Annotated in this window: 14 protein-coding genes; 4 read left to right on the top strand and 10 right to left on the bottom strand. The window is 33.2% G+C overall.

Features of this window, described 5'->3' with window-relative positions:
- Nucleotides 1-182: 182 nt before the first annotated feature.
- Both SUDEN_RS03615 and SUDEN_RS03610 read left to right on the top strand, forming a co-directional pair.
- Nucleotides 183-1,580 carry a DUF262 domain-containing protein gene (locus tag SUDEN_RS03615; protein WP_011372324.1) on the top strand — a complete coding sequence of 466 codons (1,398 nt, stop codon included), beginning with the start codon at nucleotides 183-185 and terminating at the stop codon, nucleotides 1,578-1,580.
- Nucleotides 1,577-3,229, top strand: coding sequence for a hypothetical protein (locus tag SUDEN_RS03610; RefSeq protein ID WP_011372323.1), 1,653 nt, complete (start codon nucleotides 1,577-1,579; stop codon nucleotides 3,227-3,229). The genes SUDEN_RS03615 and SUDEN_RS03610 overlap by 4 nt, the downstream gene beginning before the upstream one ends.
- A 45-nt stretch (nucleotides 3,230-3,274) precedes the next feature.
- On the opposite strand, the gene SUDEN_RS03605 is transcribed toward SUDEN_RS03610, so the two are convergent.
- From SUDEN_RS03605 to aroQ, 3 genes are read right to left on the bottom strand one after another with little or no spacing between them, the layout of a single operon-like run.
- Nucleotides 3,275-3,658: a hypothetical protein gene (locus SUDEN_RS03605; protein WP_011372322.1), complete on the bottom strand. Its 384-nt coding sequence runs from the start codon at nucleotides 3,656-3,658 to the stop codon at nucleotides 3,275-3,277.
- The gene (gene folK / locus SUDEN_RS03600) at nucleotides 3,655-4,140 is read right to left on the bottom strand and encodes a 2-amino-4-hydroxy-6-hydroxymethyldihydropteridine diphosphokinase (RefSeq protein ID WP_011372321.1); all 486 of its coding nucleotides are present in this window, start codon (nucleotides 4,138-4,140) and stop codon (nucleotides 3,655-3,657) included. The genes SUDEN_RS03605 and folK overlap by 4 nt, the downstream gene beginning before the upstream one ends.
- A 3-nt stretch (nucleotides 4,141-4,143) precedes the next feature.
- The gene (aroQ, locus tag SUDEN_RS03595; RefSeq protein WP_011372320.1) at nucleotides 4,144-4,626 is read right to left on the bottom strand and encodes a type II 3-dehydroquinate dehydratase; all 483 of its coding nucleotides are present in this window, start codon (nucleotides 4,624-4,626) and stop codon (nucleotides 4,144-4,146) included.
- Nucleotides 4,627-4,718: 92 nt separating this feature from the next.
- Here aroQ and mqnF point away from each other — a divergent pair, with 92 nt between their 5' ends.
- Both mqnF and sppA read left to right on the top strand, forming a co-directional pair.
- Complete coding sequence (mqnF, locus tag SUDEN_RS03590; protein WP_011372319.1) at nucleotides 4,719-5,945, top strand: aminofutalosine deaminase family hydrolase; 1,227 nt, start codon at nucleotides 4,719-4,721, stop codon at nucleotides 5,943-5,945.
- Nucleotides 5,945-6,814: a signal peptide peptidase SppA gene (sppA, locus tag SUDEN_RS03585; RefSeq protein WP_011372318.1), complete on the top strand. Its 870-nt coding sequence runs from the start codon at nucleotides 5,945-5,947 to the stop codon at nucleotides 6,812-6,814. The genes mqnF and sppA overlap by 1 nt, the downstream gene beginning before the upstream one ends.
- A 2-nt stretch (nucleotides 6,815-6,816) precedes the next feature.
- Here the strand turns inward: sppA and SUDEN_RS03580 are convergent, their stop codons facing one another.
- The 7 genes from SUDEN_RS03580 to SUDEN_RS03550 are packed head-to-tail and all read right to left on the bottom strand — an operon-like array spanning nucleotide 6,817 to nucleotide 11,801.
- Nucleotides 6,817-7,284, bottom strand: a complete 468-nt coding sequence (locus SUDEN_RS03580) for a methylated-DNA--[protein]-cysteine S-methyltransferase (RefSeq protein WP_011372317.1) — start codon at nucleotides 7,282-7,284, stop codon at nucleotides 6,817-6,819.
- A 4-nt stretch (nucleotides 7,285-7,288) separates the two neighbouring features.
- A complete protein-coding gene (locus tag SUDEN_RS03575; RefSeq protein ID WP_011372316.1) occupies nucleotides 7,289-7,699 on the bottom strand; it encodes a hypothetical protein in 411 nt (136 codons plus the stop codon).
- A 60-nt stretch (nucleotides 7,700-7,759) separates the two neighbouring features.
- On the bottom strand, nucleotides 7,760-8,356 hold the full coding sequence (locus SUDEN_RS03570) for an FmdE family protein (RefSeq protein WP_011372315.1): 597 nt from the start codon (nucleotides 8,354-8,356) through the stop codon (nucleotides 7,760-7,762).
- Between the two features lie 8 nt (nucleotides 8,357-8,364).
- Entirely contained in the window at nucleotides 8,365-9,615 is a 1,251-nt protein-coding gene (gene xseA / locus SUDEN_RS03565; protein WP_011372314.1) for an exodeoxyribonuclease VII large subunit, read from the bottom strand.
- Nucleotides 9,616-9,624: 9 nt separating this feature from the next.
- On the bottom strand, nucleotides 9,625-10,344 hold the full coding sequence (gene ubiE / locus SUDEN_RS03560; protein ID WP_011372313.1) for a bifunctional demethylmenaquinone methyltransferase/2-methoxy-6-polyprenyl-1,4-benzoquinol methylase UbiE: 720 nt from the start codon (nucleotides 10,342-10,344) through the stop codon (nucleotides 9,625-9,627).
- A gap of 3 nt (nucleotides 10,345-10,347) precedes the next feature.
- Nucleotides 10,348-11,358 (bottom strand): bifunctional diaminohydroxyphosphoribosylaminopyrimidine deaminase/5-amino-6-(5-phosphoribosylamino)uracil reductase RibD, encoded by a 1,011-nt coding sequence (gene ribD, locus SUDEN_RS03555; protein WP_011372312.1) that lies wholly within the window; start codon nucleotides 11,356-11,358, stop codon nucleotides 10,348-10,350.
- The gene (locus tag SUDEN_RS03550; RefSeq protein WP_011372311.1) at nucleotides 11,352-11,801 is read right to left on the bottom strand and encodes a ribosome maturation factor; all 450 of its coding nucleotides are present in this window, start codon (nucleotides 11,799-11,801) and stop codon (nucleotides 11,352-11,354) included. Before SUDEN_RS03550 ends, ribD begins: the two co-directional genes overlap by 7 nt.
- Nucleotides 11,802-11,812 lie beyond the last annotated feature (11 nt).

The raw sequence follows: 11,812 nt of genomic DNA, 5'->3' as shown, positions 1-11,812 counted from the left end.
ATATATTTTTTTGGAAATAATTTTTACCTGAAGCATAATATAAGTAGTTGCTAAATACCATTATGGTACAAATCAATACGGCAAATTCAAATAGTTTAAAAATTTTTATACCGTCTTTATATCAGTTTAGGTAAAATTAATTATAAAACATACCTTATTTCACCTATGTTCAAAGGATAAAAATGGCTTTACAACTCAATGCAGAACAAAAATATATATTAAAAATTTTTGGAGATAAAACCAAATATATAATTCCTCCATATCAAAGGGCCTATACTTGGACTGAAAGTGAATGTGAAGAACTTTTTGAGGATTTAAAAACCGCTTTTCAAAAAAATAAATCAGAAGGCTATTTTATTGGCAATCTTGTACTTGCAACATCTGCCAGAGATGAATTTGAGGTTATAGATGGGCAGCAACGTTTAACCACATTGATTATGCTTTTAAAAGTTTTATGGGCATTTGATGCAAAAAATAGAAAGCTCAAAAATACCATTTGGATATTAGATGATAGAACAGATGCAATCATAGAACAAAGAGTCATAACAAATATTTTTATTGAACGGGATTCCCTATCATTCAATGAAGTTTTAGACGAAAATTATCAATATGAAAAACCACAAAATAAAAAAGATAAATTTAAAACAAATATCTATTTTTTCTATGAAAAGATTAAAGATTTTATTGATCAAGATGGAAATGATATAAAAGATTTTATAGATTTTATTCTTTATGATGTTTCGTTACTCCCTATTTTCACAGAAGCTGAAAATACTGCTAAAGCCAGAGAAAAAGCGCTGAAGATTTTTGAGACAATGAATAACAGGGGAATGCCACTTGATGATAGTGATATTTTTAAATCAAACCTCTATTATATGGCTAACAGGCATAATGAGCAGGATACTTTTGTTGAACTCTGGAAATCCTTTGATGAGCGATGTGAAGCAATAGATGATAAACTAAAACTTAGAGCTTTTAAGATTTATTCTTATATGACTAGAGGAGAACAAGGGATAAAGAGCTCTGAGATAGGCCTGAGAGATTTTTTTGAAAAAACGGAATACTCACCATTTAAAAAAAAGACATATAGAGAAATTTTAGATGATTTAAATCGTATTGTAGATTCCGTTGAATATTTTGAAGAAACAAAACAACAATCTGATAATGAACTTGCTAAATGGTTTCAACTTATAGACTTGTACACCAACGCTTATCCAAAAGATACAGTCATAGTTTATTTGGTCAAAAATAATTTAAATGTAGGTAGTGACAATACTACAAAATTTGCCAAATCACTTGTGAGACAATCGTATGCAAAAGGCTCTACAACATATATCAAACATGACATGTATGACCTTGTTATTAAAATAATGCACGAAAAATGGGAAGTTTTTTACGATAAAAACTATACTTGTCCTTATGGTTTTGGTAGGCTATATAGAGGGTTTGAGCTTTTAGAAAAGTATTTAGATTCAAATCAACTTTCAGTATATCCTTATAAATTAAAACGCAGAATGTATGACATGCCAGGAAAAGCCACCCGTGAACTTTATGAACGGTTTTTTAGAGGTGAGCAGTGAGAGTTCAAAAAGCCGAGCTTAAATATTTTAAATTTCATAAAGATTTAACTGTTGATTTTAATGCTAAAAGCTTGCTGATCTATGGTGAAAATGGCACAGGTAAAAGTTCTATTTATGAAGCTTTATACTCAAATTTTTATCATCAAAAAAGGTTAGATAAAGATATTGCTTCAAAAGTTCAAGAAACATATAGGTCGCGTGGATGTGAAGCTGAGACTTTAAAAGTTAATATTATCCTAGATGAGGACAAGGTCTTAAACTGTAATGCAGATGAACTATCAGATTTTAGTGTATTAACTCGTAAAACACAACCCCAAAATATTATCGGAATTGATCCAAGCATCTATTTTGCGAATGAAAAAGTCCTGAATAGACTTACAAAAGAAAATTTTTATATTGCATTAAATGATACATTATTTGAGCATTTTCCCCAAATGAAAAGTCCTGTTACTGATAAGAATGAAAATTATCATTTTAAGCGTTTTGCTCAATTTGGCAATCTTGATACGTTAAAGAACAAGATAATTGATGAAATTGGCAATGACGATGCCACAGCGATTAGAGCAAAATTTGAAGAGATGCTCAAATTAGAAAACGATCTATTACAATTAGTTTTTGAAAATTATTTTCCTCTTAAAGAAATTAATGAAGTTATAGAAAAGTTTGATGAGTCCTTCAAGATTTCATTTTCAATTACTCCAGCACACTCAGGAAACAGCGATATTTTGGAATTTAACCCACCTGTCATAAAAATTAAGATTGATGATATAGAATGCAATGGAAAGCCATCCCAACACTTCAATGAAGCCAAATTAAAACTAATTAGCGTGGCTATCTATTTTGCACTTGCCAAAAAATATGAAGAAAAGCGTGATGGATTTAAACTTTTGGTATTAGATGATTTTTTGACGTCCCTTGATATGGCGAATCGAAAATTGATTATGAAGTATATTTTAGAAGAGTTCCAAGATTATCAAAAGCTTATTTTGACCCATAATTTACAGTTTTTTAATATGGCAAGAAAAATGATCAATTTAGATAGTGAAGAAGCTAATCAATGGAAAGTACAAAAACTTTTTGTACACGATCATCAAGCCTTTTTGTACGATAAAGATATTAGCTATTTAACAGATGCAAAGGGTAGCCTTTCAACGGGTGATGAATACTCTGCTGGGAATTTTATACGAAAAGAGTTTGAGAGAATTATTACAGAATTTGAACAACTTTTAGAGTTGGGGAGAGTGGAGGAGTTACAAAACATTATAGATACTTTAAAATCAGAAGACAAGCATTATATTCGGTCGCACAAAGTAACAAATCGTTTTTATCAGAGTGTGCAAAAAATTTTGGATGATTCCACAAAAAATGAACAAGTTAAAATTAATTGTATTAAATCTTCATTTAACCCATTAAACAAAACAGAAATTGAGTTTACTGAAAAAATTCAAAATGCTGACGGGACAATTTCTAACGAAACAATTAAAGCTCTAATTAAACGAGGTGAGTTTTATAAAAACTTCATCTTAAATCCAACATCACATGATGATGCTAATGCTGAGATATATAAAAAAGAGTGTGAAAATGCCATCAATATTTTACAGTTCTTAAACAAAATTATAACTAATTTAAAAGGTACAAAATATGAATAAATTTTGGCTTCTATGATTCTTTTTTTTTAATTAAGCCGAAAATGCTTAATTGTCTACGAGTAACATTAGTTTTTGTAAATGACACATACTACTGTTATTTTGGCTACTCTGCTCTTTATACCCATATAGTGGGTCTTTTACCTCTGCTATTTTAGATATCTGTTTTGCTGCATAAGAGATGTCGTAAAGAACATCGGCACTTTTTTGAGTAAGAGGTCTGCCATCTTTTATTGTAGAGCTATTTTTTTGATATGTCTGTTCACCCTCACTCTCTATACCCATTATTATCTCATATAGCGCATCTCGCCCTAGTGATTTTTTCTGTATCTCTTTAGTGTCGATATGAAGCATTTGGGCATAGTTAGGACTCATTTTTGCTTTTTTTAGAGCATCTGATGGTGTTTTTCCAACAAAAGTTAATATTTTCATTTTTTTAAACCTTTAAGTGGAATTAGCACACTGACTCTCTTTGAATACTCAGGATGCGGAATGGAAAGTCTCTCTTTTTTAACAACTCTCTCATCGAAAAATATAATATCCAAATCAAGTGTTCGTGGAGCGTTTGCAAAACTTCTTTTACGTCCAAATTTCTTCTCAACTCTCATTAAATAATTTAAAAATAGCATAGGTTGCATACTCGTTTTTAATATAATTATTGAATTAAAAAAATCATCCTGATTCATAAAACCAAAAGGAGGATTTTTTAAAATCAACGATTTTTGCAAAAACTCAACTCTTTTATCTCTCTTAAAATATGTTTCAAGATGTGCAAATCTTCTTTTGACATCGCCAACATTTCCACCTATACCGATAGTAACTCTATAACGATGGAAGCTTTTTTGCTCTTTTTTATAAAAACGTAAATTTTTATAGATAGTCAAACTATCGTTTAATTTACGCTCTATAAACATTTCCTACTCTGCTTGAGGAGCTTGTTGTTTTTGCATCTCTTGAACTGCTTTTATCTCATTTAGAATTTGAATCATACCAACCATTGCAAGGTGATAGCCAAATGGCCCAAACCCAACAATTGATGATGTACAAACTGGCGCTATCATGTTCTGTTTTCTAAACTCTTCACGACGATTGATATTGCTGATATGAACTTCTACTGTTGGAAGATTGACCGCAGATATTGCATCACGTATAGCTATTGATGTATGCGTATATGCTGCTGCATTTATGATTATGCCGTTTACATCGCCATAGCACTCTTGAATCTTATCTACAATTTCACCCTCTAGATTACTTTGAAAAAACTCTATCTCTAGTCCGCTTTGTGCTGCAAAATCTCTCATTTGAGCATGAATCTGCTCTAGTTTCATAGAACCGTAAATTTGTTGCTCTCTAACACCTAACATATTTAAGTTTGGTCCTTGAATTACTGCTATTTTCATATATTGCCTTTTTATTTAATAATTAAAATTTTAAGGAGCCATTTTATCTAAATAAAGCATAATCTATTTTAAATTCTAAAAAAAGATGAAAGATGCAAATAATTACCCCAGAGTACATATTAACACCGCAAAACCTTCTTCGCAATTTTAGCGTTGCATTTGATAAAACCATACATAAAATCGCACCGCTTGAAGAGTTGAAAATTCTATTTCCAGATGCAAAAATTATTAAGCTACAGAAAAATTCTCTTCTTATGCCAGGACTTATAAATGCCCATGTACATGTAGAGTTTAGTGCAAACAAGACAGAGCTTTCATATGGAGATTTTATCCCTTGGCTCTATAGTGTACTTGAAAATAGAGAGACTCTTATAGAGGGGTGTAAAAAAGGGTGTATGAGAGAAGCTATCTCTTGTATGCTTGAGTCTGGAATCACAACTTTTGGGGCAATTAGCTCGCATGGAATGGATTTGGATGTATGCGCTGATGCAAAGCAAAATGTTGTTTTTTTCAATGAGCTAATCGGTTCTCAAGCAACTATGGCGGATGCCCTTTTCGCTGATTTTTTGGCAAGACTTGATGCTTCAAAGAGCGTAAATAGAGAGGGTTTTTACCCAGCCATTGCCATTCACTCACCCTACTCTGTTCATCCTATTTTAATTAAAAAAGCCCTTCAAATCGTAAAAAATGAGAACCTTAAACTAACTGCTCATTTTATGGAAAGCAGTGCTGAGAGAGAGTGGCTAGATAAAAGCGAGGGCGATTTTAAAGAGTTTTTTGAGAAGTTACTAAAACAAAACTCTGCTACATGTGGCGCTAGTGAGTTTTTAGAGCATTTTAATGAGCAACAAACTCTATTTACACATGTAGTAAAAGCAAATGAAGAAGAGCTACTGAGCATAAAAAAGGGCAACCACACTATAATCCACTGCCCTATTTCAAATAGACTTCTTGGCAATGGTGCGCTTGATTTGAACGAAATAAATAAGAAAAATATTAACTGGATATGCGCAACTGATGGACTTAGTTCAAACTACAAACTTGACCTTTTTGAAGAGATGAAGTGCGCTCTTTTTATGCACTCTAATATGCCTCTTCTGCCTTTAGCAAAGCAACTCATAAGCAGTGTAACAAAAGATGCAGCTTTAGCTCTTGGCATAAACTCTGGCGAGATAGAAGAGGGCAAAAATGCTGATATGTTAGTTTTAGATTTAGATAAAGAGCCAAATGATGAGTTGGCTATCCATTTAATACTTCATAGATATAATATCTCCCAAATTTATATCAATGGAAAACTTATTCCCAAAAAAGGTGCTTAATGCAATTTATAAAAAAACTGTTCTCTCCAATACTCTTTACAATGAAGTTTATTCAAGAACATTTCAAGGCTATGATTTTTGTGCTTATACTCTTTTTAATATTTGCTCCTCAAAGCAAAGAGGATTTAAAACCAAACAATCTTGAACAGATAAATCTAGTAGGTCCTATTATGGAAGTCTCAGAAGTTCTAAAACAGATAGATGATGCTGCTGCAAATCATTTTGTAAAAGGAATTTTGTTAAATGTTGACTCTCCCGGTGGAGCAGTTGCACCATCTATTGAGATAGCATACGCAATAAAGCGTGCAAGAGAGAGCAAGCCAGTTATTGTTTATGCAAGTGGGACGATTGCAAGTGGAAGTTACTACGCTAGTATCTGGGCAGATGAGATAATCGCAAATCCTGGTTCTATGGTTGGAAGCATTGGAGTTATAATGCAAGGTGCTGATGTTAGTGAACTTATGAGCAAAATAGGCATAAAATCACAAAGTGTGCAAGCAGGAAAATACAAAAAAGTAGGTGCAAGTGATAGAGAGTGGACAGAGTATGAAAAAAATGAGTTAAACAAAGTTATTCAAGGAACTTATGAGCTTTTTACCAAAGACGTTGCAGATGCTAGAGGTCTTGATATAAATAAGAGAGATTTTTATGCAAATGCACATATATTTACTGCTAGCCAAGCCAAGGAAGTCGGTCTTGTGGACACTCTTGGAGTCTCATTTGATGCGAAAAAAAGGTTGATAGAATTAAGCGGAGTAACTACTCCACAATGGAATGAGGAGAACAGATTTGATAAATTTATGAAAAAGATTTCTACTCAAACTGCGATTACTCTTCATACTTACTTCCCAACTTTATCGCTAAGATAAAACTATTTTTCTACTCCCTCAAGAGAGAGTAGAAACTCTTTTCTCCAGATTCCGCCGCCGCTATATCCACCAATTGAGCCATCTGAAGATATAACACGATGACATGGGATTAAAATAGAGATTGGATTTTTGCCATTTGCATTTGCAACTGCTCTTGTTGCTTTTGGATTGCCAAATAGTTTTGCTTCATCAGCATAAGAGAGAGTTAAACCATATGGAATTTTTAAAAGTGTATCCCAAACAGCTCTTTGAAACGCTGTTCCACTAGGAGAGAGCGGTATGCTAAAGGTTCGCAATTTTTTAACAAAATAGTCTCTTAGTTCTTGCTCTAGCTTAAGTAAAATTGGATTGTTTGAGTTTTGTGTCTCTACTTTTTCATCAATAAAATCAAGATAGAGCAAAGCGCTCTCACTTGCAACTGCTAACATGTAACCAATTGGAGTAGAGACAATACGACTATCTTTTATCAAAGAATTAATCTTTTTTTTCAGGTTTTTTTCTAAACATATGATATTTTTCTCTCTCTAAAAGGTCTTCAACATAAGACTCTTCTGCCTTTTTGACTTTTTTCCAAACACCTGAAGGAAGTCTCACTTGAAGCTTTTTCTTATCTTTTAGCTTTATTATTTTTTTTATGGTTAGTACTTTTGAGATAGGAGAAAAATCAACATCAGTTAAATCTATATCATTTTTAAAATAGAGTGTCTGTTTATTAAAATTTCCCCAGCCAGGAATTCCATCTTCAGTATATGGAACTTCATAGCCATTTTTAAAATTTACCATTATTTTATAGTGGCTATTTTCAAATATTTGAGCTATCTCTCCAGCACCAAAGACTAAACCAAAAACTTTATCACCAACTTTTGCATTATCAAAATATGCCATTTTTTTTGCTCCTTTTTTTGCGAAGAAGTATATAACAAATTTATTACTGCAATATTACAATCAGATTATAACTCTTGTAACTGTTGGTATATTTTCAAAGATTCGCTTAACTCTATCTTGCCAAAGTTCGCCGAACTCTTTTACTTCATCACCACTAGCCAAGCCACCCATCATTTTTTGCATTAATTGTTGCATTTTAGGGCTTCCACCAATTGATGATGGGTCATAATATACATCTACGCTTTTACCATTATCTGCTCTTGTAAACTTTACTGATGAACTTATATTTGCATCAAATTTCATTAGTGAGTGACGAGCAAATTTTCCACTTAAACCTTTAAATCCGCTCTTATCAGTAGCACCTGTGATTTGAGAGATAACATTACTAATAACTCCAGCAACACCATCTTCTAGTGACTCTTTAAACTCAACTTTTATCTCTCCACGAACTGCTCTTGCATTTGGATATAGAGCTTTTAAACCCACTAATGTTGTTATGTAAGCACCTGCAACTGTTGGACAACTGTGCCCTGCTGCTTTTACAACTTCTAAGAAACTTATTTCATATAAACCACCTTCAAATGCTCCTAAGACATTTGAGAGTGGATCTACAACTTTTATACTCTCTACGTTATCAAAAAATTCTGGATACTTCATGTAAACTCCTATATATTTTTTTTATTTATTACTTTTGCACTTATAACTACTCTATCACTCATCAAATCAAAAACTTCATCAACTATGAGTGACTCTATGTCAATAACCTTTGAATCCTTAGAAATTTGTGCAAAACCTTTTTTGGTTTTTAATCTTGGATGGTTGGATTCTAACATTTTTTGCAGAGTCAATACTTGATTTTGAACAATATTTATTCTACTCTGTATTGCATTTGGGAATCTGATTTTTATGGACTCTACCTCTTTATTAAAACTTTGCATCTTAAAATAGATGCTATTAGTAAAAGAGAGTTTTAACTGAGCAATCTCCTCTAGTTTATAACTTATTTTTTTTTCTATAGAGTGGTCTTGGTAGAGTCTGCTTATATGTTCAAGTTCTTGTTTTACGCCATAGAGTTTTTGTGAAATCATCTGCTCATATCTCGCTACTAATGAGTCTATAAATTGATACAACTCTTTCTCATCAGGGAGACACATCTCCATTGCAGCACTTGGTGTTGGCGCTCTTAAATCAGCTACAAAATCACTTATAACCCAATCTATCTCATGTCCAACCGCAGAGATTATCGGAGTTATTGCACTAAATATTGCATCGGCTACAATCTCCTCATTAAATGCCCATAAATCCTCTATACTTCCGCCACCTCGCCCCAAAACAATAATATCATAACCTTTCGTATCTGCTAAAGAGAGCGCTCTTATGATGGATGGAGCTGCATTATCTCCTTGAACTAAAACATCATATATATCTATCTCTATTGCTCTGTATCTGCTCATTGCTACTCTTAACATATCTGCAACTGCTGCCCCTGTTGCAGAGGTTATAAGAGCTATTCGTTTTGGAAATTTTGGAAGTTGTTTTTTTCTTGAGCTCTCAAAGTACCCTTTTGATGCAAGCCTATTTTTGAGCTGCTCATAGGCCAAAGCTAACGCACCATGCCCTGCTGGTGAGATACTAAAACAGTTTATCTGATACTCACCACGTGGTTTATAGAGAGTTATCGCACCATCGAGTATAACTTTAAGCCCTTCTTGAAGTTGAAATTTTAATTTTGCAGCATTCGCTTTAAAGATAACTGCTTTGATAGTTGAGTTTTCATCTTTGAGTGTAAAGTATATGTGTCCGCTACTATGAAATGTAATTCTGGAGAGTTCGCCCTCAACTAAAACACGGCTAAAACTCTCTTCTAGGAGAGCTTTTATCTGCTCATTGAGAGAAGAGACACTTAGTGTGTACACACAAAGCGCCTATTTTTTTCTTGCAATTAAAAGAGTGGAGATATCCATTGAAAAACTCTTTGAATAAATTACCTCAAATCCAGCACTCTCTAACTCTTTTTTCATATTTTCTACTGTTGAGAAGCTCTCTATTGAGTTTGGAAGATACTCATACGCTTCTAAGTTTTTAGAGATAAAACCGCCAATTTTTGGCAAAATTTTATTCATGTAGAAATCTCTAATGCGCCCAAGGAACGATGGATTTTCATTTTTCATAAATTCTAGTATAACCACTAAGCCACCACTTTTTAAAACTCTACTAAACTCTACTAAAGCGGCTTCTCTCTCTACTACATTTCTTATGCCATAAGTTATGCTAAGAATATCCGCACTTGCATCTTCTAGCGGTATTTGGGTTGCTTTTGATATATGATAGTTAAATTTAGGAAATTTCTCTCTTGCTACATTTACCATACCTTTTGATGGATCAACACCAACAATCTCACCAACAGCTATGCCGTTAGTTTCTGCTCTTTTTTTCCAAAAGTCCATCATATCGCCCGTGCCACAAGCAACATCTACTATCTTATCAATACTATCTTTAGCATAAAAACCGTATGATAAATCACAAGCTTTTCTTCTCCAGCTCTTATCAACACCCATACTCATAACACGATTTGCAGTGTCATAAGTTGGTGCAATATCATCAAACATTGAAACTATCTTATTTTGTTTTTCTTGCTCTTGCATTATTTATAATTCCCTTTTCATCCACATGATTATATCTTGCTCATCTTGGTCTAGATTTAAAATCTTAAACTTCTCACTACTACATGTAAAACCATCATCTCCGCCTATGAGAGGAGATATAAAAGTAAGATGATAATTAACCACATCTTTTGAATATTCAAACATTCCCCCTCCTCCCTCAATCATAATATTTTTATAATTTTTTAAAATGTCAAAATTATCTGAAATAACTACATCTCTGTTTTTAACACTAAATAGTGGTATGGTTTTATCAAAATCATCACTTTTTGATACTATCAAAATATCTGGTGCTCTGCCATTTACAAGCCTTGCGTCAAGTGTTGGCCTATCTACTCTTACGCTATTTCCACCAATTACTAACAAGTCACAAACATCTCTCATAGCATGAACTTTTGTTCTTGATTTAGAAGAGCTGATTATTCCGCCATCTACAGTACCATTTAATCTCTGCGCCCATTTAAAAAAAACAAATTTATCTTTTTGCCAAAGCCAAAAGGGCAAAAGTAGTTCATCACACTCTTTTTGCATAACACCATATTTTATCTCAACACCAGCATCATTAACTACTTTATTTCCACCAGATGCAATCTCATTAGAATCAAGTGAGCCAACTATGAGTTTTTTAATATTTAGCTTTGATATAAGTGTTGCACACGATGGAGTTTTACCAATGTGTGAGCATGGTTCTAGTGTTGTGTATATAGTCGCATCTTTAAAGTAATCATTATGATTCTCTAGAAGATAGTTATGTATTTGAGCAGATTCTGTAAGTTCTAAAATCTTCTTATCACCACTTAGAACGATATAAGCAGATTTTAGAGCTTCAACTTCTGCATGGGGAAGTCCAGCCCTCTTATGAGCCTCAAGCGCTAAAATTTCACCGCTCTTTGAGATAATAACACATCCAACTGCTGGATTTGGATATGTTAGTCCTTGATATTTCCAAGCCTCATTTAGGGCAAGGCGCATGTAAAAATTTTCGTCAATTACCATTCAAAATATGTTTTGGCTTTTGAGATTTGAGCAAACTCGACACAAACCTCTTCTGCATCAACATCAAGATAAATATTTGATTCTTCTACTCTTAAGAGCAAGCCTTTAAGTTTCTCTTTTGATTTTAAAGTAAGAGCTACTCTCTCGCCAATTGATAAAACAAATTGCTTAAGCGTACTTACTTTTCTCTCTATCCCTGGAGTTCCAACTTCGAGTCTGTACTCACCAGACATTGGTGGAGTAACATCCAAAAGAGGCGAAATAAGACGGCTTAAATGAACACACTCATCCAAACTAACACCCTTTTTCTTGCCATCTTCTATTTGAGTCGATAGTACATTAACTCTATAAATAGAGTCATCACCATCTCTAGCAACAGAAATTTCATATAGCTCTAAATCAAGTGATTTAACAAATGATTCAATATCTTTTTCTAAACTCATAAATAAATCCG

It is taken from the genome of Sulfurimonas denitrificans DSM 1251 (genome assembly GCF_000012965.1).
Taxonomy (GTDB): Bacteria; Campylobacterota; Campylobacteria; order Campylobacterales; family Sulfurimonadaceae; genus Sulfurimonas; species Sulfurimonas denitrificans.
The sequence above is the reverse complement of the archived record's forward strand: the minus strand, read 5'-3'. Positions and strand labels throughout refer to the sequence as shown.

Excerpts from the sequence above, each read along its gene's own strand:
- SUDEN_RS03615 (WP_011372324.1), top strand. The coding sequence starts at position 183 with ATGGCTTTACAACTCAATGCAGAACAAAAATATATATTAAAAATTTTT.
- SUDEN_RS03605 (WP_011372322.1), bottom strand. The coding sequence starts at position 3,658 with ATGAAAATATTAACTTTTGTTGGAAAAACACCATCAGATGCTCTAAAA.
- folK (WP_011372321.1), bottom strand. The coding sequence starts at position 4,140 with ATGTTTATAGAGCGTAAATTAAACGATAGTTTGACTATCTATAAAAAT.
- aroQ (WP_011372320.1), bottom strand. The coding sequence starts at position 4,626 with ATGAAAATAGCAGTAATTCAAGGACCAAACTTAAATATGTTAGGTGTT.
- mqnF (WP_011372319.1), top strand. The coding sequence starts at position 4,719 with ATGCAAATAATTACCCCAGAGTACATATTAACACCGCAAAACCTTCTT.
- sppA (WP_011372318.1), top strand. The coding sequence starts at position 5,945 with ATGCAATTTATAAAAAAACTGTTCTCTCCAATACTCTTTACAATGAAG.
- SUDEN_RS03575 (WP_011372316.1), bottom strand. The coding sequence starts at position 7,699 with ATGGCATATTTTGATAATGCAAAAGTTGGTGATAAAGTTTTTGGTTTA.
- SUDEN_RS03570 (WP_011372315.1), bottom strand. The coding sequence starts at position 8,356 with ATGAAGTATCCAGAATTTTTTGATAACGTAGAGAGTATAAAAGTTGTA.
- ubiE (WP_011372313.1), bottom strand. The coding sequence starts at position 10,344 with ATGCAAGAGCAAGAAAAACAAAATAAGATAGTTTCAATGTTTGATGAT.
- ribD (WP_011372312.1), bottom strand. The coding sequence starts at position 11,358 with ATGGTAATTGACGAAAATTTTTACATGCGCCTTGCCCTAAATGAGGCT.
- SUDEN_RS03550 (WP_011372311.1), bottom strand. The coding sequence starts at position 11,801 with ATGAGTTTAGAAAAAGATATTGAATCATTTGTTAAATCACTTGATTTA.